Source organism: Tolypothrix tenuis PCC 7101 (assembly GCF_963874875.1).
GTDB classification, from domain to species: domain Bacteria; phylum Cyanobacteriota; class Cyanobacteriia; order Cyanobacteriales; family Nostocaceae; genus Aulosira; species Aulosira tenue.
The window spans coordinates 431,827-454,987 of the sequence record NZ_CAWNJS010000001.1; the positions used below are offsets into that span (position 1 = coordinate 431,827).

Below are 23,161 nucleotides of genomic sequence, written 5' to 3' on the forward strand. Positions count from 1 at the left end.
TCAGTCATCCATTCTCGACTGAGAGAAGACTCGATAATCATCTATATTTTCTGAATTTAATGCTTCTACGTCTGGCACACTTTCGTTGATTTTTATCAATGTGTATTCTACATTTTCGGCATAAATTGCAAATGTAATATTAAAGAACTCCAAAAAATTAATAAATTTTTGGCATTCTTCTTCTGGAAAATTTTCATAGTATCTAATTAAGTGAGCAATTTTAATTTCTAAATGGCTACGTGCATTTTCACAAATTAAAATAATTTTTAATAGTAAAATTATTAATGTTAAAGGATGTCCTTGAGAAAGCAACAAATTAAATAATGCTGATGGTTCCGTGCCATTCTCTATAATTAAACAATCAATTAATCGAGTACAAATTCTCAGGAATAAGTTAGGAGTAACAACCTTTTCATCAGCCTCTTTTTTCCAGGAAGATAGAGTTTCTGATAATTGCTGCATCACGGTGTTTGTACAACCTTGGGATGCTATAGTAAAAAATAAATAATTTTGCAGACTTTGTTTAAAATCTTTTAATTTCTGATTTTCTGTTTGTTTGATAAATATATTAGCAAGATTTTCATAACTGAATCTACCTTTTTTAACCAAAATAATTTTAATTATTCTGATAATATTATCACCCAAAAGACTAGGATTTTTGTAGCGAGATTTGCTAGACGCGGAAGACTGAGAACGAGCAATGTACATCGCTAATTCAAATTTAAATTTATCCTTCATCTGCCTAGAGAGCTTTCTGGCTACCTCTTGCTGTTCTCTGGGTTTCTTGTCGTCAAAGGCTTGGGCGGATAATAAATAAGAAGTGTAGCGATTAGCCCAGTTACTTTTAGTTGGTAAATCATTTACTTGTTTTTTGTATTTTTCAGCCAATAATTTGATGTCTTGATACTCTTGGCTGTTAATAAAATTTTTTAACCAAATCTTGTGTATTATCTCGTCACTGCTATTAGGTTGTTTTTGATATTGATAATCATCAAATAATTTAATTAATTCGTGGATATATTTATATCGCCTTTGAGCTTCCCAGTTATTTACTAATATATAAAAGCAACGTTTGATTGTATAACTAAAATCTTTTTCTTTCTTCATGAAAGAAATTCTATATAATCCAGTTGATTTAGCTAAATTAGGTGAATCATTGAAATCTATAAATAAACTTTTAAACTCTTGCAACGTATCATCTGGTCGCCATTTTTGCACTATTCCGACAAGAAAGCTGTAAAGCCTTTCTTGTGCAATTTGCAGATTCATTGGTTGAGACTTGCTTTTAACAATATCCTGCTCTTCCTGACTAATGTCTAAACCATTAATTGCCATACCTGTTTTCAAGAACCAAAGCGTTGCTGATCATATTGTTATCAGCTTAACCTTAGCAAACCAGAGTATCAATCAATAATTCATAAATTACGTAATTTTTTACCGAAATTTAGGTAAAAATACCAACAAATTTCTTCGATGTAATATGAAAATTTAACTTACACTTCAGCAGTCTTCACTGTTAAGTAAGCTTAGAGTATAAAATTTATCTCTAAAAAATGTCAATGTTTGTGTTTCTTTCATCTTATATTGGCTGCAAAGCCGCACAAGATCAAGATTTTAATCTAGTTTACTCATCTAATTTGTTTGAGCATAAACGAAATACTGTGAGCTTTATTACCTCTCGGACATTCTCTAAGCACATACATCTTGCTTGTACATCTTTGGGCTGATTTATACTTAAGCTGGTTAAATATTTTATTAAGTAATATTACAAAATAACTAGATTTATTAATGTATAAAAAATACTTGCAAATTTTGCGTTTAAAGCTTTTGGGAGATCGGCGTAATTCGCAATTCAAAATAACTGGAGAGGTTGGTCATTGGTCAGGGTTTCAAGCTTATTTACAGTTCGTAACATAGTTCGGTTTACTTCCACTGAGTTACTTATGTTTAAAAGCTGATTCAGGAGCATAAATTTTCCCGACTGCGCCTGATGCTCAAAACCTACAAGCAAACTTCAGAAAAATCTTCTGGACTAAATCCCCGGTTCCTAGTATAAAATTTCCCCTAATTCCACAGGCAGATATAAATTTATCTTAGTTACCGTTGCAAAGCTTAAACAAAATAATAATGATGATTTAGCACTATCTTTAAACAGAAGGACTACAATCAAAACGGATAAATTAGCACTGTAACCAAGGAGGCATACAAAGCTATGTCCGACTTAAATCGCGGAATTATGAAATTTGAGGGCGCTGACTCTCCAAAAGTGGTCACTATCTCTACCGTGCTGCTTTTGGGGTCAATTGCCGCCCTAATTATTTGGGCCCTACAAGCTGCCTATGCGCTAAACTAAGTAACTAGCAGCTTAGTATTTGGTAGTTTAGCAGGACACTGGTAAAAGCTTCTGCCATAGCCAAGTGTTCCCTGCTCATCCTGATAAAAGCGCCCTTAGACGCATCAATAAAATTTCCCACCGATTTTAGATTTGAGATTTGAGATGCAACGTGCAAAATGCAAAATAAATCTAAAATCCAAAATCCAAGATGTTTGAACTTTGGGGTGCCTTAACTATTTTAATTGTCTGCCCCCTATTGGGTGCTATACCGCTAATTGCCTGGATTACCTATGCCATCACTGGTAAAAACTTGGCAAGACTGGGGACAGGAAATATCAGTGTGTCAGCCGCTTTTTACCACGGTGGCAAACTGGTAGGGATTCTAGCAGTATTATCTGAAGCTTTTAAGGGTATTGCCGCAGTTCTCATTGCCCGCGCTTTCTTTGGCGAGGGGTCAACATGGGAATTAATTGCTATGATTGCCCTAGTCTTAGGTAGATACTCGCTAGGTAAAGGAGCTGGTACAACCAACGTAGTCTGGGGATTTTTGGTACATGATCCACTTGTGGCTGGGTTTATAGGTTTATTAGCAGCGATCGCCTTTTCAGTTTTTCAATCGAAAAATCTAGTGAAATTTGGAGTTTTGTTGCTGTTACCTATATTTGAGATTGTGCTGCACACGGAAGACTTCTCCAGAGTGATTGCAGCTGTAGCTCTAGCTGGATTACTAGGCTGGATTTATACCAGAATTCCTGATGATTTGAAGTTACCCGTCCCAGGGGCGAAAAGTGAATCAAAGCCCATGCTGGAATTTTTGGGCGGGGATATCAAGCTTTTCTCTCTGAATGAAGACTTAGATGAATCGATAGTTGGGCACAAAGCAGCCGCATTATCTCAAATTAAACGCTGGGGTTATCCCGTTCCCAAGGGATGGATACTAATACCCAATGATGATATAGATGCAGTCATAGATTTTTTTCAACCTTCGGAATTATCGCCATTAGTGGTGCGTTCCTCGGCAATTGGCGAAGATTCAGAATCCGCCTCGGCTGCTGGACAGTATTTAACAGTATTGAACGTTACCACCGAACAGGGACTAAAAGAAGCGATCGCACAAGTTAGAGCTTCTTACGATCATCCCACGGCTGTACAATATCGGCGCGATCGCGGTTTACCTGATCAATCGATGTCTGTATTGGTGCAGCAACAAGTCCAGAGTGTGTATTCTGGTGTGGCATTCAGTCGCGATCCCATCACTCAGCAAGGTGATGCCATTGTGATTGAAGCTTTACCAGGCAGCGCCAGTCAAGTTGTTTCCGGCAGAATTACACCAGAACAGTATCGGGCTTTTGTGGTGGAAACTGAGAATTTCTCCTCTGTGCAATTGGAAGGTACAGGAAGAGTACCACAAGCTATTATTAAGCAAGTGGCATTTTTAGCCCGTCGTCTGGAAAAACGTTACTACGGCGTTCCCCAAGATATTGAGTGGAGTTACGACGGACAAACACTGTGGGTATTACAAGCTAGACCCATCACTACCTTATTACCTATTTGGACAAGGAAAATCGCTGCGGAAGTGATTCCTGGTGTGATTCATCCCTTAACTTGGTCAGTGAATCGTCCCTTAACTTGCGGTGTTTGGGGAGAAATTTTTACTATAGGTTTAGGCGATCGCGTCTTAGGATTAGACTTTGCCGAAACCGCTACGCTTCATTATTCTAGAGCCTATTTTAATGCATCCCTCCTGGGAGAGATTTTTCTCAGAATGGGTCTACCGCCGGAAAGTTTAGAGTTTTTGACCAGAGGCGATAAATTAAGTAGACCACCCTTACTGGCTACATTACGAAGTATCCCCGGATTGCTGCGGTTAGTGCAGCGAGAAAGGGATTTAGAGCAAGACTTTAAGCGAGATTACCGGGAAAAATTTGTACCTGTATTGTCGCAGTTAGCCCATGAATCCATCAGCGATTTAGAACCAGCGCTGATTTGGAGAAGAATTGAATTAATTTTAGATGTGCTGCGCTTGGGGACTTACTACAGTATTTTCGCTCCAATCAGTGCTGCCGTCAGACAAAAGATATTTCGCATCAAAGAAGGGGAAATCGATCATAGCATTGCGCCAGAGGTAGCAGTACTGCGAGCTTTGAGTAGTTTAGCGCAAACTGCCAAACAAATATTACCGGAATTTGAGCCTGAGAAAGTGTTTGAGCAGTTGGATGAAACACCTGAAGGCAAAAACCTGTTGTATGATTTCAACGAACTGCTGCAAGATTACGGCTATTTAAGTGAAGTTGGCACAGATATTTCTGTGGTTACGTGGAAAGAAAACCCGCAGTATGTACAGCAGTTATTTGTGCAGTTAATGCAGGGAAACGATCCCCAGCCTGGTGGAGTAGATCCGATAAATCAGGTATTTTCTGGAAAGCGGAAGCGGGGAAGCGCGCAAAGAAGAGTGGATCTCAAAGGTCGAGTTACCGAAGTTTATTCCCGACTCTTAGCCGAATTACGTTGGAGTTTTGTCGCATTAGAAGAGATTTGGTTAAAATCTGGCTGGTTAAGTCAACCTGGAGACATCTTCTTTTTGGAATTTGAGGAAATCGGCAGTTTAATTGCCAATCCCGATTTAGAAATTAGTACTCAGTTACATAAGTTAGTCCAAAAAAGGCGATCGCAATTTGTTCAAGACGGCGAAATCACGCAAATTCCCTTACTAGTTTACGGTCATACACCACCCCATCCTCTACCCCCATCACCGTTATATTCTGACCAAGTTCTACATGGTATCCCCGCCAGCCACGGACAGGCGGAAGGCAAAGTTAAGGTGTTACGGAATTTACAAACAATTCCCGAAATTGATAAAGAGACAATTCTCGTCGTACCTTATACCGATTCCGCCTGGGCACCTTTCCTAGTAAGGGCTGGGGGATTAATTGCCGAAGCCGGAGGCAGGCTGTCTCACGGTGCGATCGTTGCCCGTGAATACCGTATTCCTGCTATTATGGATGTGCGCGGTGCTACATGGCTGTTGCAAGATGGGCAGAGAGTCCGCATAGATGGTTCTAGGGGTATTGTGGAATTATCCAATGATTTGAGACCTGAATGATTACCGCATCCTTGAACGATTTACCCGAAGAATCCGTTTCTCATAATCCGGAAATCAAGAAAAAAGTGATGCTGCGTCTGGGAGATTTACCTCACCTGACAAACTTTTCGCAAGCGCGTTTTGCACCTGGACAAAGCGCATCAGCCCACGCCCATCAAGATATGTCAGAAGTGTTTTTTGTCGAAGCTGGTGAGGGGGTAATTCATGTTGATGGTGTGGAATACCCCCTACTTCCAGGTAACTGTATAGCCATAGAACCGGGAGAAGTTCACGAAGTTGTAAACACAGGTAAAGATGAACTCATACTTACCTACTTCGGCTTGCGCGTTGAACAGCCCACATCATGAGTTCTATCTACAGATAATTCTCCCCCTGCACCCTGCACCCTGCCCTCTGCTATCTATGTTTTGGCTACTGGAGTTTCAAAAACTTATCCAAAGCAGATATCATGCTGGGAGGCCAACGGCGAATAGTTGTTACCCAGTTGATATCTTTGTAGCGTGTATCAAGTCCTACGGCTGCAACCCAGTTACTTTCAGCTTCGCCTTTTTGTCCCGTCACCCAATAGGCGGCTGTCAGCGCTGCGCGCATATCCGCAAATTTGGGATATTTACGGACTATATTCCGCATTTCGCGAATAGCTGGTTCAATTTGCCCAGTTTCATATAGTGCTAGAGCATAGTTAGCACGGGCAAAGGCAAAATTAGGAGCGATCGCAAATGATTTTTGATAGTCTGCGATCGCATCTTGCCATTTTCCCAATCCGGCTTTAGCATTACCGCGATTGTTATATGCCATTGCGTCCTTGGGATCTAACTCTAGGACGTGATTATAATCTGCGATCGCATCTTGCCATTTTCCCAATCCTTCCAAAGCTGTACCGCGATTTAAATAAGGATCGGTAACTTGGGGAGCCAGTTCTATAGCTTTGTTATAATCCGTCAGCGCTGCTTCTAATTTATTCTGACTCACCCGAGAATTGCCGCGATTACTCCATGCACCAGCATTAGTCGGGAATTGCTCAATAATCTGTGTCCAGTAGGTTTCCGCCGTCGCAAAATCGCCTTGATTAGTAGCAGCAAAAGCTTTATTAGCTAACTCATCCCCTTGTTCTAACTGTTCTTGAGTGACACTAGGAGTTTGGGAGAGTGCCATCACTGGTGTACCCCAGGCAAACACAAGTAAAAAACTGAGAAAAATACTAATTAATTGAATCATCTGGGTTTATCGGTGTCTATCTGTAATGGGGATTGGGGAATGGGGAATGGGGACTGGGGACTGGGGACTGGGTAACGGGGACTGGGTAATGGGAAAAATACCAAACTCAATGCCCAATGCCCAATGCCCTATGCCCCATGCCCCATGCCCTATCTAAAATCATTACAGCAAAGACATCTGTTCATTAGGTGGCTTAAAACCTAAATGCTTGTATGCTGCGGTTGTGGCGGTTCTACCACGGGGAGTGCGGCTTAAATAGCCAATTTGCATGAGGTAGGGTTCGTAAACTTCTTCAATCGTTTGGGTATCTTCTCCTGTGGCGGCGGCGATTGTTTCTAAGCCCACTGGCCCGCCATTAAATTGTTCAATGATGACACTTAACATTTTGCGGTCTGTCCAGTCTAAACCGCATGGATCTACTTGGAATAGTTGCAGTGCTTCACCTGCAATACTTTGGTTAACTTCACCTGATTTTTTTACTTCCGCATAATCACGGACTCGTTTTAGTAGCCTATTTGCTATCCGTGGCGTGCCTCGCGATCGCTTGGCAATTTCTGTAGCGCCATCTTCTGTAATGGGTGTTTGAAGCAGTTGAGCAGTTCGCAGGACAATTTTGCTCAGTTCATCAACTTCATAAAATCGCAATTTTTGGACTAAACCAAAGCGATCGCGTAGTGGAGAAGTTAAAGCACCTACACGGGTTGTAGCCCCTACTAGAGTAAATTTGGACAAAGGTAAACTCCGGGTGCGCGCACTGGAGCCTTTACCAATGGTAATATCAAGGCGATAATCTTCCATGGCCGGATAGAGAATCTCTTCGGTCATGCGCGAGAGCCGATGAATTTCATCAACAAAGAGAATATCTCCTGGCTTTAAGTTCACTAGTAGCCCTACAATATCCCGTGGACGTTCTAGTGCTGGCGCACTTGTAATTTTGTAGTTTACCCCCATTTCCGATGCTAAAATCATTGCCATTGTGGTTTTACCCAGTCCCGGCGGCCCGTATAGTAGCAAATGATCCAGCACTTCACCTCTTGATTTGGCAGCTTTGATGGCAATATCTAGCACATCTTTTAGATCTTTTTGCCCAATGTAATCGGCAAATCGCTGCGGGCGAATACTTTCTTCTTGTTTACCTTGTTCATCGATCGCAGCTTCGGCTTGCAAAAGTTCCTGGTGACCAGAAGCTTTCGCTGACTCGCGACGCTGCGGTGGTTGTTCATTGGGTTCTTGAGGCTGTTTTTTAGAGGAGATAATCGCCATAATTTCAGCTATCAACGGTTAGGGAAGACTGTGTAAGCACGATGTTGGCTACAAAACAACGCATAAACAAGGTATCCAAATATTTTCGCTTGAGAACACGCACGCCAATTTAAAATTTAAATTCCGGACAATTACCCAGGAGTACAAAAATTATTATGTTAGCTAAAAGAATCTTACCTTGCTTAGATGTGAAGGCGGGACGAGTTGTCAAAGGTGTTAACTTTGTTAACCTGCAAGATGCAGGCGATCCGGTAGAACTGGCAAAGGTTTACAACGAAGCCGGTGCTGATGAGTTAGTGTTTCTAGATATTACCGCCACTCATGAAGATAGAGATACAATTATAGATGTGGTGTACCGCACGGCAGAGCAGGTCTTTATCCCCTTAACCGTAGGCGGTGGGATTCAATCCTTAGAAAATGTTAAAGGTTTGTTACGAGCCGGGGCAGATAAGGTTAGTATTAATTCTGCGGCAGTACGTGAACCAGACTTGATTAATCGGGCAAGCGATCGCTTTGGTAATCAATGCATAGTTGTTGCTATTGATGCTAGACGCAGAGTTGACCCAGAAAATCCAGGTTGGGATGTGTATGTGCGAGGTGGCAGAGAAAATACAGGTAAAGATGCCTTACTCTGGGCACAAGAAGTAGAAAAGCGTGGCGCTGGAGAACTATTAGTAACAAGTATGGATGCTGATGGAACTCAAGCCGGTTATGACTTGGAATTGACAAAATCTATCGCTAACGCTGTCCAAATTCCGGTAATTGCTTCGGGCGGCGCGGGCAATTGCGACCATATCCACGCTGCATTAACTGAGGGGAAAGCAGAAGCAGCGCTATTAGCATCATTGTTACATTATGGACATTTGAGTGTAGCTCAAATCAAGAATCATTTGCGCGATCGCTCTGTTCCAGTAAGAATGCTTAACTGAGCAAAAACTTATTCTTATAGGGACATTTATCCCAGGTCAGAGACGCTTTCTTGAAACAGTGTTAATATAAATTAACTACTATGAATAAATATTAATAAATATGTTGATTCCTATTTTGTTATTCGATGTGGCGCTGGTGGCTTGGTCACTCCACTTAATGGAAAAAGCCTTTGAGCACAAGGAATTTTCTTTAATGTTGGCTGGAACCTTAGTGGCCCTAGCAGCGGCAGCTATGTTAGTAGTGTACTTTCTGATGGGACACTGTATCAGTTATTTGTTGCAAGTATCTTAGTTAAGCTCTGGAAGTAGAAATTCTCATTTACCAATCTTGACAAAGATAATATTATTCAGCGATAATTAGAAACGCGTATTCCGGGGTTATAGCTCAGTTGGTAGAGCACTTCAATGGCATTGAAGGGGCCAGCGGTTCGAATCCGCTTAACTCCATATGTACATTAAATTATTATTGTCAGTTTTAAAGAATTCTTGTCCATTTTGACGTAGTTAAGGGACATAAGTAACCTATTTTCTTGACTTTCAGCACTCAAACCAGTTTTAAATAATTATTGTCCAGAGTTGAAACCAGTTTTAAATAATTATTGTCCAAAATTAAGTTAAGTTTCTCGCAAGATACATTGACTCTAAATGTATCTAGAGATCTATGGGATCAACTGCACAGGTTTTGGCAATATGCCATTGAAGTGCTCCTTTCAAACCACCCTAATAAATAATTTTACAATAGAAGACATAATAGTGAAATTGCTGAAAACATAGCGATAAAATCTTTCAACCCACCACCAGCCGTGAGGGTTATTGAAACATAGCTACAGTATTTATTTTCATACAAATAAGCCCCTTTCAACCCACCACCAGCCGTAAGGGTTATTGAAACGTCGTACTTGGATTTAAGCCAAACGTTCGTGGGACGCTTTCAACCCACCACCAGCCGTGAGGGTTATTGAAACTGGCTTTCGCTGCTGGATATAACAACTACTTGACTCCTTTCAACCCACCACCAGCCGTGAGGGTTATTGAAACCCCGCACTTGTCAAACTCTTATCCTGACTATTTTCCAGAAGCGATTTTGGCAAGTCTACTTAAAAGCCTATTTTCTATCACTAACAAATAAACTTGCATTCGCATTGAAATGAATGAAATGCAGTCAAGACAATAGTTTTAGCCATTTGGCAGCACTCCAGGGATTTTGCCCCTGCTTTGACTTGCCAAAAATAAAAATTAGGGGGTGGTAGTTCGGTAGCCACCATGACGGTATACCCGTACCCTTACTTTGCTGTAAAGTAAGAGGTAATGATGTACTCATACAACCAAAATCCCAGATTTCAGTCATATAGTCCGCTCTGTCACCTAACACCAAGCAAAAAGAGTTTGATGTCAAGAGCTAAGGTTCTGGGCTGTTTGTCACCCTAACACCTTATACTTCCCATGCGTCTCGGTGCGAGTCCTTTCTCATCTAACAGCAGCATTTGCTTACCCAAGCAATTACTGCTAACAAACGCTTAGATGAACGCACAGGTTGAGTTGGCAGCTACCAGGGTCAGAAAGAATACGCTTGTACAAGCGTTAAACTAACCCATTCCACAGTATCTACACAAAGGGGCTGACACTGTCGCGTCATATATAGTTAACTCTCGAAAGAGCATATATATATGACGGCACCGATTTAATATAAAAGACAATACAATATTTAGGTAGAAATTTTATCTACCAATAGTATTAATTCTGCATTGGTAAGCAGACAATGCTAGATTTATCGCTTGTTCTTGCAGAGTGTCATAAGATGCCTGGATACTAAATTCAATACTAATTTTCAATTCGGCAGCTTTTGACTTTATGGATTCTTGAAGTCTGCTGTAGCTCCAATTGTGTATCTGGTGATTATACTCCTTCACATATAATTGTTGGGCATTTACATCTCCGGGAAATTTGGTTTCCGCTTTCGCTTGAATTACACTGGTACGAATTTCCCTTGTGTCTTTTAATGTTGGTAATACAATGCAAATAGCCTGATATTCCTTAGCGACTTCTACTATTCTCTTGGCTAACAATTTATCAACGTATTCTCCTAGTTGTGATTCACCTATATTACAAGGAGAGTCTTTTTTCTGAGCTTTTTTTCTTTCTTTACGAAAATGCACTTGTTGCCGTCGTCTACGACTTAACAGGGAAAAAGCATCACCTAGTAACTGTTTGACTGTTTTACAGATTATTTTTTCTTTAGTAATTATATCAACTACAGCAAGTGTTACTAATTCAACAGGATGGAAACTAACACCAACAATTATGTTAGACTGACCTCGATAAATTGGCTTACTGGGACGAGCAAATGAATTATTAAGCCGAGACAATGAAGATATATTTCTATTCAGGTTTTTTTGTTCATCGCTATCGATATTTTCATTAGCTTCTGCTTTAGTTACTTGTTTTTGTGTAGTATCAGTCTTTTCTTGTCTTACATCTTCAGTACCCTCTGCTGTCAATAAACGAGCATCATAGGTACAATGCAAAGCTAATTTATTAACTTTCCACGGCGCACCAGCGCCTTCACCTTGTTGCCACAACAACTGTACAGAACGTAGTGTAACCAAGCTACCTGAAAGTTTTGTTTCTCCTTTCTCACTTTCTTTAAGAGCTTTATAGTCTTCTAGAAAGCTCTTAAAAAAATGAAGTTGGCGTTTATTACAACAAATTTGAAAGTGAAATTTAGCCCAGCCATTGAAGTAAACACAAATTTTTTCTTGTTCATTTTTGTACCAAGTTAAATCGCTATACAAATAATCAATAGGATACGGTAAATGTGAGACTTTAGTTGATAAGCTAGCTATCCATTCTGCGAATTCTTCATTGTCTTGAGGTACTTGATTGATTAAATTATCAAATGCTTGATTATATCTTTCTCCTGTTATATCTCTACCATTAGGTAATTTCTTATTATGTATTTGTTCTTCTAGACGTTTGATCTGAACTTGTTTTTCAGTGCGACGCTTTTTAAGGTTTTTGATATCTTCCTCTATATCACTAACTTGATTATGGTTTTTTATCAGGTAGGCGACGGCACACTGCGTTAGAATATCCTGAGTTATTTTATGGATTTTATATAAAATTTCAGTCAATGTTTGCGGGATGTTTTTATCTACGTTTTCTTTTAAATCAGAATTTTCACTTTGTTTGGAAGCGTTAATTTCATTACTACTATTTTGAACTTTTTTCCTCGCTGACTTTGTTTGATTTAGAACGGCATCATTATTAATAATCTTTTCTAGAAATTCTTTTGGCTGGCTTAGTATATCTTGTGCTTTACAACGGATTGTCTGTAAATCACAATTGCTTTCTTCTACAAGTTCAACATCACTTTTGAGAATATTATTTAGAAAATATTCTTTACCTTCTTTCTGCTTTTTTATTTTTTGAGATAATGTAAGCCATGAGGTATAAACCTCTGTTACTAAAGAGTCTGCTGATGAGCCAAGACGACCTGACTGTTGTTGAATATCAGAATCGTTTGTTAGAGCTTTGCGTAATTTTGTGATTTCTTTTTTACTTATTGTTCCCTTCTCTTGATTGGCTTCAAATTCTGGTTGCTCACTTACACTCTTCAATAATTGAACAATCAGAGGAGTATTTTTTTGGGTCATTTCTTCCCATACTTTACGCAGTACATCTTCACTAGCATGGAGATGGCATCGTATAGTTCTATGGATTGGACTTGTGGATTTCTTCTGGCGATCGCGGCTCATAGTGTGAACCTCTCCATAAAATAAATAATTTCTTAGCTTGTGTAGTTAGAACTTGATTGCTTATTGGTCTTCGTCAGGTAACTATTGCTACTTGATGCGATCGCAATCTAAAAATTTCGGCGCTGTGGCAATATCTGCAAAATCTGCTGGCAACTTTGCAGATGAGGGAAGTTGCCCAAAATCCCTACAAGCTAAGTAGCAAATATTACTTAAGTGGCGCATAGCTTGGACTTTCGAGATATACAGATTTAACATTGCTGAACATTAATTTAATGTTCAGCAATGTTTTAAGTTTATCATTAAACATTGCCAAACATTGTTAAACATTATTTAGCCTTGTAACAAGGTAGTGGGGTTATGATGAACTGGCGATAAATGTTTTGAAGATTAATGAGCCAGAGCGATCGCGTACAAACTTCGATATATTTCCCCAAAGATATCCACGATGCTTTGGTAAGATGGGCGCAGGAAGAAGACCGTCCCATCAGTAATCTTGTTGTGCGGATTGTGAGTAAGGCAGTTGAAGAGCGAGAGAAGCAAAATCCGCCGCAATAATATGTAGCTGTTATATCTACGCCAATTTGAGCATTCCTGGTATAGGATATATCCTCAGCCACTACATGAGCTAAGTTCTTGTGCGTGGTATGTTATTGGTTCTTTGCGCGATGTAAAAACTTCAAGGCAAAGTGTCAGACGGGCTTGAGAACATCTGGCAAAGTTGATTGGGGAAAGTCTTTTAAAGGCTATACAAAATGGCGATTAAGAAAAGTGAACTTTATAGTTCGTTATGGAAAAGCTGTGATGAACTGCGGGGTGGCATGGATGCCTCGCAGTATAAGGATTATGTACTGGTATTATTATTTGTTAAATATGTATCTGATAAATATGCTGGTGTAACAGATGCGCTGATTGAAGTGCCTGAAGGTGGCGGCTTTCAGGATATTGTGGCGCTAAAAGGACAGAAAGATATCGGGGATGGTATCAACAAAATTATCACCAATTTAGCGGAAGCCAATGATTTGAAGGGCGTTATTGATGTCGCAGATTTCAATGATGCTGACAAGTTGGGCAAGGGTAAGGAAATGCAAGATAGGCTTTCCAACTTGGTGGCGATTTTTGAAACCCCTGCTTTGAATTTTAGTAAAAACCGTGCTGATGGCGATGATATTTTAGGCGATGCCTATGAGTACCTGATGCGGAACTTTGCGACGCAATCGGGTAAAAGTAAGGGACAATTTTATACTCCGGCGGAAGTCTCCCGTGTCATTTCTCAAGTTATTGGGGTTAATTCAGCCCGAAGCCAGAGTCAGACGATTTACGATCCGACTTGTGGTAGTGGTTCTCTGTTGTTAAAGTCGGCGGATGAAGCCGAACGGGGCTTAACTATCTATGGGCAGGAAATGGACAACGCTACCCGTGCCTTGGCTCGGATGAATATGATCCTGCACGGACACCCCACTGCTGAGATTTGGCAGGATAATACTTTATCAAGTCCTTATTTCAAAGATGCGGATGGTAGCCTGAAAACTTTTGATTTTGCTGTGGCTAATCCTCCGTTTTCCTCAAAAGCTTGGAGTAATGGACTTAATCCAGCCAAGGATGAGTTTCAACGGTTTGATGGCTTTGGTATCCCTCCGGCTAAAAATGGGGACTATGCTTTTTTGCTGCACATGGTGCGTTCTCTAAAAAGTAATGGCAAAGGGGCGATTATTCTGCCGCATGGGGTGTTGTTTCGGGGAAATGCAGAAGCGGAAATTCGGAAAAATCTGATTTGCAAGGGCATTATCAAGGGAATTATTGGGCTACCACCGAACCTGTTTTATGGGACGGGGATTCCCGCCTGCATTATTGTTTTAGACAAAGAAAATGCCGAGAATCGCCAAGGCATTTTTATGATTGATGCCAGCAAGGGGTTTGTTAAAGACGGCAATAAAAACCGCCTGCGGGAGCAGGACATTCATAAGATTGTTGATGTCTTAAACAAACAGCTTGAGGTGGCGAAGTATTCGCGGATGGTGACAGTTGAGGAAATTGCGGGGAATGATTACAACCTGAATATTCCGCGTTATATCGACTCTCAGGAAGAGGAAGATATTCAGGATATTGAGGCGCATCTGTTTGGAGGGATACCCAAGCGAGATATTGAAGCTTTGAAGGATTACTGGCAGGTTTACCCGACGCTGCAACAGGAGTTATTTGAGGCGGCGGATCGCCCAGGATACCTGATGCTGAAAATTCCAGGATCAGAAGTCAAAGCTTGTATTTTTGCTCATCCTGAATTTATCAGCTATGGGAAAGACATCCAAGCGGTTTTTGAGACGTGGCAAGAAAAACACACGCCTTTGCTCAAAGCCATCAAACCAGGAGATAAGCCCAAGGCGATTATTCACGCGCTTTCGGAAGACTTGTTGCAAGGGTTTATAGGTAAAAGTCTGATTGATAAATACGATGTTTACCAGCACCTAATGACATATTGGGTGGAAAGCATGAAGGATGATGTTTATATTTTGGTCGAGGATGGCTGGAAGGCAGAACTGAAAGCGGTGAAAAAAGGGAAAGTAACGGATTTTATCTGCGAACTTATTCCCAAGGAATTGGTAATTAACCGCTATTTTCCAGATGAAAAAGCCAAAATTGAGCAGTTAGAACTAGCAAAGGAGACTATCACTCGCCAAAAAGAGGAAATAGAAGAAGAGTACTCAGGAGAAGAAGGTATTCTGGATTGCTTAAAGAATGACAAAGGCAAAATCACAAAGGGTAATCTGCAAGACAGAGTAATGATCCTAAAAAATGAAATCAAAGAGAGCGTACTTTATTCAAAAGAGCTTAAAAAGTACGCACATGCTATTAAAAAAGATTTTGCTGCTGTTCATTGGAGTAAAGGGATTAATGATGAAGCATTTCAAGAACTAGATGTGATCTATGACTATCTCATTCTTATAGATAAAGAATCCGATTGCGATAATGCTATTAAAGAAGCACAAACAGCCTTGGATAAAAAAGTAATTAAAAAATACGGAGATATGACTGAGGATGAGATTAAAACACTGGTTGTAGATGACAAGTGGATGCCGACGCTGCGACAGGCGATCGCTTCAGAGATGGATCGGATCTCACAACGGTTGACGCTGCGAATTCAGGAGTTGGCGGAACGATATGATACACCTTTACCACAGTTGACGAGTAAGGTTGAGGAGTTGACGAGTAAGGTTGAGGCGCATTTGCAGAGGATGGAGATGGTATGGAACTGAAGCCGGGTTACAAGCAGACGGAGGTGGGCGTAATTCCAGAGGATTGGGAAGTGCGAGCATTACTCAGTGCTGTTCGCATTGCTAAAGGGCAAGTTGATCCAAAAGTCGAGCCATTTAGATCAATGACCTTAGTAGCACCAGACCACATTGAGAGCCGGACTGGTCGTCTTCTTGAACGAAGCAAAGCTTCAGATCAAGGTGCAATTAGCGGCAAATACTTATTCATGCCTGGAGACATCGTTTACAGCAAAATTCGACCCTATCTTAGGAAGGCGATTTTGGCAGATTTCCGTGGGCTTTGTAGTGCTGATATGTATCCGCTTACACCTGCACCGGATGTATCACCAGCATTCATGTTTGCTGTATTGCTAAGTAACTCATTCTCCTGCTTTGCCGAGAATGTATCTGTGCGAAGTGGCATACCGAAGATAAACAGGGATGAGCTTGCACAGTATATTCTTGCTCTCCCTCCTCTCCCTGAACAAAAAGAGATCGCCCAATCCCTCAGTGATGTTGATGCCTTGGTTACAGAGTGCGATCGCCTCATCACCAAAAAGCGGAACACCAAACAAGGCACCATGCAGCAACTCCTCACAGGCAAAAAACGACTCCCCGGTTTTAGCGGTGAGTGGGAGGTGAAGACTTTAGGGGAGATTGGAGACTGCATTATAGGACTGACTTATAAGCCAGAAAATGTTAAGGAAAACGGTTTATTAGTTTTAAGGTCTTCAAATATTGGAAACAACCAATTGAAGTTTGATGATAATGTCTACGTTGATGTTGCAGTTCCAGAGAAGCTCATTACGAAACAAGGAGATATATTAATTTGTGTTCGTAACGGTAGCAGACAGCTTATTGGAAAAAATGCAATTATTGATAAACATTCTGAAGGTTTTACCTTTGGAGCTTTCATGTGCGTTTATAGAACCAAATTTTATAAATATGTTTTTCATGCGTTCCAATCAAATGGTATAAAAAGACAAATTAACGAGAATATAGGCGCAACAATTAACCAGATAACTAACAAGAATTTAAATTCTTTCCAAATATTGCTTCCTCCTTTAGAGGAACAACAAGCGATCGCCCAAATCCTCAGCGATATGGATGCAGAAATCACAGCCTTAGAACAAAAGCGCGATAAATACAAAGCCATAAAACAGGGCATGATGCAAGAACTTCTCACCGGAAAAACGAGACTAATTACCAGTTCTTGATCAACGTTAGGGTTTTCAACCGCCAATCTCTAGAATAGAAGCAAGAACAAAAGTTAAACCTTACTATGGAACACATTGCTACCAGCGAACTACCTGAAACCCTACAACAAATATTCGCAGAAATACAACGCAGCAAAACACCCGTAACCGTCACCCATGATGGGGAACCCTTAGTCATTATATATCCCGCCACCCCTCAACCCCAGCGACCAGCATTTGGAGCAATGAAAACCTCGATAACCAAAAATCCATATTTATTAAATCCTTCTTCACCACTATGCAGTTTGTCATGGCAGGTAACGACACCGAAGGACTCCGCTACGCCACCATTGAAACCCCAGAGAAATACTTCCTCACCTGGAAAGAAGATACTAACACTGACATCGCCAACCCTTTAGATAAACACCTGCTGCAACTCTGCACCAAAGAACGCTTTTTAGAGTTAATTCACGACTTTATTGTTTTTGACAGGGGTATTAAAAAAGTTTGCCGCCACAATCAGTATTTTGGGGTTAATGCTGCCCAATCTTACCTGCGTCGCCGAGAAGGGGGTATTATCTGGCACACTCAAGGCAGTGGCAAAAGCCTGACAATGGTTTGGCTAACTAAATGGATTCGGGAAAACATCACTGATGCTCGTGTCTTGATAATTACCGACCGAGATGAACTAGACAAGCAAATTGAGAATGTCTTTAAGGGAGTCAACGAAGCCATTTACCGCACCACAAGCGGGCAAGACCTGATTAACAAACTCAACAACACTACCCCCTGGTTACTCTGCTCCCTAATCCACAAATTTGGCAAGAAAGACAAACCAGACGACGCAGACTATAACAGCTATATTGAAGAACTTAAGCGCAGCTTGCCCAGCGATTTCAGCGCGAAAGGCGATACTTATGTATTTGTGGATGAATGTCACCGCACCCAATCAGGCACGCTACACGACGCGATGAAAGAAATCCTACCAAATGCTGTATTCATAGGCTTTACTGGCACACCCTTACACCTGGATGACGAAGCAGTCCGTTTATTCGCCATCTCCAAATTAGCCTGGATTAAAAAGCATCAAGCTAACTTTGAAACACAAGAACGCCAGTCACCAAGAGAATTTGTATCTGGTGAAAGCCATTACTTCCAAGGTAAACGCTATTTACTAAATGTTATCTATTGTCAGGGAACTCCCAAAGTAGAAATTAGAAATAATACATATATTGACCTTTATGTGAGAGAAGGAAGTAATGAAGCGCAACGCCAACAAGTGATGATGTCCTGGTATCGACAGCAGTTAAAACAAGACATTCCCTCATTAATCGCCAAATGGCAAAAGAACATGGGAGTTCAGGTTGAGGACTGGGGGGTAAAACTGATGAAAACTAAATGGGGAACCTGCAACATTCAAGCCAAACGCATCTGGCTCAACCTGGAACTAGCCAAAAAAGACAAGTACTGCCTAGAATACGTTGTAGTTCACGAGATGGTACATTTGTTGGAACGTCATCATGGCGATCGCTTCGTGGCTTTGATGAATAAATTTCTCCCCAATTGGAAATTTTATAAGGATGAATTGAACCGCTCACCCCTGGGAAGTTACTGAGTTCGGCTTTTAGCCAGATTACATTGACAAGGTGCAGGCGATCGCTATTTTCTATGAAGTGTTATGAAACCAAAATAAATTTTCAGCGAAAACATCCTATTAGCTATCTTTGTTGACTAAGCCTCAGTAATTAGCTAATATTTGCTAACACCAGTAATTTAATAATTAACTGAAAATAATTATTTCATGGTAATATACTAAATTTGTTAAAATAAAAGGTGATTTATTAGGCTATTATTAATCTTTAAAAAAGATGTAAAATGTTCAATAAATTATGCAGGGTTCTATCATTGGCAGCTTTCGTAAATATTACAGAGAAATTAGGGGTGTTATAGATTTATTTGAAAGTGCAGGAATTTTTATTCTTTCTCCCAAAAAATCACAAGTGATAAACCCAGATGAGGAATTTATATTACTTGAAAGTGATGACTTAAACTACTCTCCTGTGGAAATACAACTCATAGCTTTTCATAGAATTTTAAGATCAAGTTTTGTGTATACATTTTGTCCTAACGGTTATATTGGACGTACTACAGCATATGAAATAGGACGAGTTGTAGAACGTAAAATAAAATTATTTTTCAGTGAAGCTCCAAAAGATTTACCTATTTTTCTGCCGCAAAATTCTATTTGGAGTCCAAAAGATTTTAGTAAATATTTTTTAACTAATGGAAAATTACCTGAAACTTTAGAGGCTGGAAGTAAAGCACTTTCAGAAAAGTTACATAATGATTTATTCTTAGGAAAGTATCAAGATTAAAGTAGGTACATAATTTATAGGTGTTAGTATGGAAAAAAAACATATTGTAATATGCGGTAGCATGTCTAATTATGAGGAAATGTTAAAATACCAAAATATTTTAATAAAAAATAACATTCCTTGTCTAGTTCCTGAAAATGAGGGAGAACTAATCAAACACCTTTCAAGAGATGAATTTAATGAGTTCAAAAGAAAAGTCTCAAAAAGGCATTTTGAAGAAATTATCAATAATAATGTTTTTGCAATTTTAGTAGTCAATCCTACCAAAAATTATATTCCTAATTATATAGGTGCTAATACCTTTGCAGAGATTGCTATAGCATTTTATAAACAAAGGCAAATATTCCTTCTCTATGATATATATGAGGGTTTCAAAGATGAATTGATTGCTTGGGATATAAAACCACTTCAAGGAAATATTAATTCATTGATAGAACAATACAATTCCTGTATTTACTCTCAAACTAAATAACTCAGTTTATCAAAAAATCTGATTAGAAAATTAAACAAATGAATGATAGGCAAGATACTGCTACACTTTTTGGATAATGAATTAATCACTTTATTTGGTATCAAACAATCAGGGAAAATTTCTAAAAAAATATATCAAGAATTTCGCTTGTCTACTAGATTAGCCTTCCTTCTATGTTCAGACAAGGTTGTCATTCCTGCATCAAACTATTTTGAATCACCTTTTGCCAAAAAAATTCTTGATGAACTACAAGAATTTAGTGAATTTGGTTATCTTGGTCTCATTTCTAGTTCAATGAATGTCTTAGAGTTTGTTGAAAAAAAGAAGGAGCAATATTCAACCGATAGAAATCGTTATCCCATATATTTTAAATCTCTTGAATCACAGTCTAGTCTTTCTATTTCTGCTACATGGATACCCCGCAATAAAAGTGCTACAGAAGACATTACACAAAACTGGATTACTAATATAGATAATAGTAGTATTTGGAAAAAGTTTTTTTCAAAAACATCTTATTCAACAGTTGAAAAATTTGAAATAGAACTGTCCAAAGTGCCAGAAAAGCTAGAAGATTCTGCATTTATATCTGATTTTGTTGTTCCTCTGTTGCTATGGAAAGATAAAGAATCTTTGTGGATCAAAAATAATGTTAACGTTTTAATAACAAAAGCTTATATTGAAAGTTTTTTAAATGAATATAATGCGATTTGTATGAGTGATTTTTCATTTTTTGATACTTCTATCATTTTACCAAATGATAGAACACACTTATCTGTATCCAAGATTAAAAGACTTTTATGGGAAAGAGGTTTGCTTGAATCAATCTCTCATATAAATGGTGAAAGTCTCTTTAAACTAAAACATAGTAAAGAATGGTCTAGTTTTCTCAGTGAAAAGATACACCCTCTTGTTTTTACTCAAAATAGTCTACATACCTCTTTAGAAGCATTAGATAGGGATATTCAAGAAAAAAATAATATTCCATTGAGCCAGCCAGTAGAGGTTATAGACCAAAAAAATACAGATATGAGACCTATTTATAATAATATTATTCAACTTAATGCACTAGCAGAAAACTATATGTCAAAAAATCAAGGAAACGACCTACGTGGTGCAAAGTTCGGAGGTGGATATGCTGAAGGAAATCAGTACGGTGGTATTCTAAATGATTATTCATCAGAGCAAAAGCAGAGTTTAGCTGAAGTAGCAGCAGAGATTGAAGAACTGTTGGTTCAATTACAGAATCAAGGAGTTAGTCCAGAAGTTGCTCAACAACAGGTTGCAGAGGATTTAGCTACTCAAGCTCAGAAGAACCCTACAGTTATGGGAAAGCTGGTTAAGTGGAGTCAATCTTTAAGTGATACGGCTGCTAAAACCACTGTAGCTGAGGCAGCAAAAGAAGTTTTCAAATTAGCTCTACGATTATCTGGAATTCCAATTCCATAACTAATTTAATAAATTTTGTTAAAAAACCCAACTGATAGTGATGCACTTGAGTTTTCTTTAACTTAGTGTAACTACCCTAGCATTACATAAGAATAGCCATATTAGCTTAGACACAAGAGTCTGCTAATTTGAGTACGATCCCCATCATTATCATTTAGTTACTACTTGTATATACTTGTAATAACTTTATTTTCCTTGACAAAGCTAAACCCGTCAACTGTCTGACGGGTCTTGTTGAATCCTGGGTGCAGAATTAATAATCTCATCTATCCAGCGCCTGAGAGAATCGTTTTCATCTCTCAGGCTGCGGTTTTTCCCAAGAGTTCGTTTTGAATGATTGCAACCTGTTGCTTTAAGTTCTCTAATTCCCTGTGCATTAGGGTTAAATCCGGTGCTTCGTGGCGTTCTTCGGTAAGGTAAGACCGAATCCATCCCATAATTAATTCCGAAGCTGTTTTCCCTTCAGACTGAACTTTATCCATAAAAGCTTCCTTCGTCTCATCATCCATTCTGACGATAATTTGATTGTTCAGCTTTGTTGACTGACGCTTTGCCATGTTAGTTATCGCTTCAAACCTTAAATCTGTAATAACTCTATTTACCTTAATTTTGCAGGGTTTGGAAAATTTTGTAGTAACGCTCTTGTTTTAGTAGTAACAAGTAACTACAATATAGTAACAAAGTAAAGGTGATCGCCCTCCGCCAAGAGTAATGCGATCGCCTTTTGTAAAACCCCATTAGTGAGGTTATTCACATGATTACACAAGAGGTATTTGACGACCAAACTTTGGCACAATCAGAGTTTGAGGAATACATTGACCAATTAACTGACCCAGCACCACCAGAAATAGAAATTGACTCTGTAACCGATGATTTTGGAGACATGTATCGAGTTTGGAATGGTTGGCAACTGCTAGGCACTTTTTACCAAAATCTTGAAGGTAAATGGATCGTGCAGCCTTGTAATAGCGATGAAAGACCTTGTTGCGATACTCCTTTGCAAGCGCAGTTGCTCATCATAGCTATTAATGGCTTGCTAGTGGCAGATGCAGCGTAAACGCTTTGATATATAAATTTCCCATCGCCTAGAGACGTGGTTCATTCCCGTCTCTTTTTTATTGCCTGTGCCTGCCAAGCTGCGGGAGATGGTAAAGGTATTTTGCAGTTACTACATTTGGTTTGCAGACGTAACTGGTAGCGATGTCTACGACAGACTAAGGCTAAGTATCTTTGAGAAAATGTTGGTAGTAACAACCTCTCGAACGCCTGGTTAAACCAATAAAACTTAACTAGCAGTATTGCTTAGTAAGCTTTCTGGCGCTTTTTCATACTTCTAAAAGGCGTATGGCATTTGTTACATTCTCCCTGTTCCCATAACGCTGGGATAGCAAAACGCTCTTTGCAAAAGGGACATTCGGAAAGCAAACGCAACTTGTGGCGATCGCAACCCACTGTTGATTGAAACTGCCACTCCAGTCGATGATATGCTTGCTCTGCATAACATACAGCACACAAGCGGATTGGCTCTAATTTCATTTTTTCACCCTTGGAAGGGAGCATTTGAGCAATTCGGTCTGCATCCAAGCCAATTAATTTACCAATTGCCTCTAATTCCTTTTGACTAGGAAACGGATTAAATCGAAATTTCTCCCACCTTGCTAATACTGGACCAATTCCTACAGCTTTACTTAAAGTTCCAGGTGATGATACACAGACTGCTTCGTGTCGCCTAAATCGACCAAAATAGTGACTGATACTTTCTCCTTCCTTCGGTTCGATATACCAAGGCGGATTTTGTAATACTTCTGGCTCCATGAACCC

General features: G+C 39.6%; 19 protein-coding genes and 1 tRNA gene. 13 read left to right on the forward strand and 7 right to left on the reverse strand.

What is annotated here, in order from left to right:
• Nucleotides 1-1,335, reverse strand: a complete 1,335-nt coding sequence (locus tag AACU25_RS01720; RefSeq protein WP_096573635.1) for a hypothetical protein — start codon at nt 1,333-1,335, stop codon at nt 1-3.
• Between the two features lie 1,208 nt (nt 1,336-2,543).
• Here AACU25_RS01720 and AACU25_RS01725 point away from each other — a divergent pair.
• Complete coding sequence (locus tag AACU25_RS01725; RefSeq protein WP_096573636.1) at nt 2,544-5,438, forward strand: glycerol-3-phosphate acyltransferase; 2,895 nt, start codon at nt 2,544-2,546, stop codon at nt 5,436-5,438.
• Complete coding sequence (locus tag AACU25_RS01730; protein ID WP_096573637.1) at nt 5,435-5,785, forward strand: cupin domain-containing protein; 351 nt, start codon at nt 5,435-5,437, stop codon at nt 5,783-5,785. The genes AACU25_RS01725 and AACU25_RS01730 overlap by 4 nt, the downstream gene beginning before the upstream one ends.
• A gap of 64 nt (nt 5,786-5,849) precedes the next feature.
• Here AACU25_RS01730 and AACU25_RS01735 read toward each other — a convergent pair whose 3' ends face one another.
• Both AACU25_RS01735 and ruvB read right to left on the reverse strand, forming a co-directional pair.
• Complete coding sequence (locus AACU25_RS01735; protein ID WP_096573638.1) at nt 5,850-6,656, reverse strand: tetratricopeptide repeat protein; 807 nt, start codon at nt 6,654-6,656, stop codon at nt 5,850-5,852.
• A gap of 162 nt (nt 6,657-6,818) precedes the next feature.
• Complete coding sequence (ruvB, locus tag AACU25_RS01740; RefSeq protein WP_096573639.1) at nt 6,819-7,919, reverse strand: Holliday junction branch migration DNA helicase RuvB; 1,101 nt, start codon at nt 7,917-7,919, stop codon at nt 6,819-6,821.
• A 155-nt stretch (nt 7,920-8,074) separates the two neighbouring features.
• Here ruvB and hisF point away from each other — a divergent pair, with 155 nt between their 5' ends.
• From hisF to AACU25_RS01755, 3 genes are all read left to right on the forward strand, one after another.
• Entirely contained in the window at nt 8,075-8,848 is a 774-nt protein-coding gene (hisF, locus tag AACU25_RS01745; protein ID WP_096573640.1) for an imidazole glycerol phosphate synthase subunit HisF, read from the forward strand.
• A 100-nt stretch (nt 8,849-8,948) separates the two neighbouring features.
• Nucleotides 8,949-9,140 carry a hypothetical protein gene (locus AACU25_RS01750; protein WP_045869562.1) on the forward strand — a complete coding sequence of 64 codons (192 nt, stop codon included), beginning with the start codon at nt 8,949-8,951 and terminating at the stop codon, nt 9,138-9,140.
• 82 nt (nt 9,141-9,222) lie between these two features.
• Nucleotides 9,223-9,295, forward strand: a tRNA-Ala gene (locus tag AACU25_RS01755).
• A 1,271-nt stretch (nt 9,296-10,566) separates the two neighbouring features.
• On the opposite strand, the gene cas12k is transcribed toward AACU25_RS01755, so the two are convergent.
• A complete protein-coding gene (gene cas12k, locus AACU25_RS01760; protein WP_096573641.1) occupies nt 10,567-12,603 on the reverse strand; it encodes a type V CRISPR-associated protein Cas12k in 2,037 nt (678 codons plus the stop codon).
• 87 nt (nt 12,604-12,690) lie between these two features.
• Nucleotides 12,691-12,858, reverse strand: coding sequence for a hypothetical protein (locus AACU25_RS01765; RefSeq protein ID WP_190445541.1), 168 nt, complete (start codon nt 12,856-12,858; stop codon nt 12,691-12,693).
• A 135-nt stretch (nt 12,859-12,993) separates the two neighbouring features.
• Between AACU25_RS01765 and AACU25_RS01770 the strand changes: the two genes are divergently transcribed.
• The 7 genes from AACU25_RS01770 to AACU25_RS01800 all read left to right on the forward strand — a co-directional run bounded on the left by AACU25_RS01770 (nt 12,994) and on the right by AACU25_RS01800 (nt 21,340).
• On the forward strand, nt 12,994-13,158 hold the full coding sequence (locus AACU25_RS01770; protein ID WP_010996845.1) for a ribbon-helix-helix domain-containing protein: 165 nt from the start codon (nt 12,994-12,996) through the stop codon (nt 13,156-13,158).
• Between the two features lie 197 nt (nt 13,159-13,355).
• A complete protein-coding gene (locus AACU25_RS01775) occupies nt 13,356-15,854 on the forward strand; it encodes a type I restriction-modification system subunit M (RefSeq protein WP_096573642.1) in 2,499 nt (832 codons plus the stop codon).
• Nucleotides 15,845-17,068, forward strand: a complete 1,224-nt coding sequence (locus AACU25_RS01780) for a restriction endonuclease subunit S (RefSeq protein WP_096573643.1) — start codon at nt 15,845-15,847, stop codon at nt 17,066-17,068. Before AACU25_RS01775 ends, AACU25_RS01780 begins: the two co-directional genes overlap by 10 nt.
• A 289-nt stretch (nt 17,069-17,357) precedes the next feature.
• The gene (locus AACU25_RS01785; protein WP_321206548.1) at nt 17,358-18,662 is read left to right on the forward strand and encodes a SprT-like domain-containing protein; all 1,305 of its coding nucleotides are present in this window, start codon (nt 17,358-17,360) and stop codon (nt 18,660-18,662) included.
• A 274-nt stretch (nt 18,663-18,936) separates the two neighbouring features.
• Nucleotides 18,937-19,422 (forward strand): hypothetical protein, encoded by a 486-nt coding sequence (locus tag AACU25_RS01790; RefSeq protein WP_096573645.1) that lies wholly within the window; start codon nt 18,937-18,939, stop codon nt 19,420-19,422.
• A gap of 28 nt (nt 19,423-19,450) precedes the next feature.
• Nucleotides 19,451-19,894 (forward strand): hypothetical protein, encoded by a 444-nt coding sequence (locus tag AACU25_RS01795; RefSeq protein WP_096573646.1) that lies wholly within the window; start codon nt 19,451-19,453, stop codon nt 19,892-19,894.
• 69 nt (nt 19,895-19,963) lie between these two features.
• Nucleotides 19,964-21,340 carry a hypothetical protein gene (locus AACU25_RS01800; RefSeq protein ID WP_190445544.1) on the forward strand — a complete coding sequence of 459 codons (1,377 nt, stop codon included), beginning with the start codon at nt 19,964-19,966 and terminating at the stop codon, nt 21,338-21,340.
• A 299-nt stretch (nt 21,341-21,639) separates the two neighbouring features.
• On the opposite strand, the gene AACU25_RS01805 is transcribed toward AACU25_RS01800, so the two are convergent.
• Complete coding sequence (locus AACU25_RS01805) at nt 21,640-21,897, reverse strand: hypothetical protein (protein ID WP_096573648.1); 258 nt, start codon at nt 21,895-21,897, stop codon at nt 21,640-21,642.
• 197 nt (nt 21,898-22,094) lie between these two features.
• Between AACU25_RS01805 and AACU25_RS01810 the strand changes: the two genes are divergently transcribed.
• Nucleotides 22,095-22,397 (forward strand): hypothetical protein, encoded by a 303-nt coding sequence (locus AACU25_RS01810; RefSeq protein ID WP_096573649.1) that lies wholly within the window; start codon nt 22,095-22,097, stop codon nt 22,395-22,397.
• Between the two features lie 245 nt (nt 22,398-22,642).
• On the opposite strand, the gene AACU25_RS01815 is transcribed toward AACU25_RS01810, so the two are convergent.
• Nucleotides 22,643-23,155, reverse strand: a complete 513-nt coding sequence (locus tag AACU25_RS01815; RefSeq protein ID WP_096573650.1) for a TniQ family protein — start codon at nt 23,153-23,155, stop codon at nt 22,643-22,645.
• Nucleotides 23,156-23,161 lie beyond the last annotated feature (6 nt).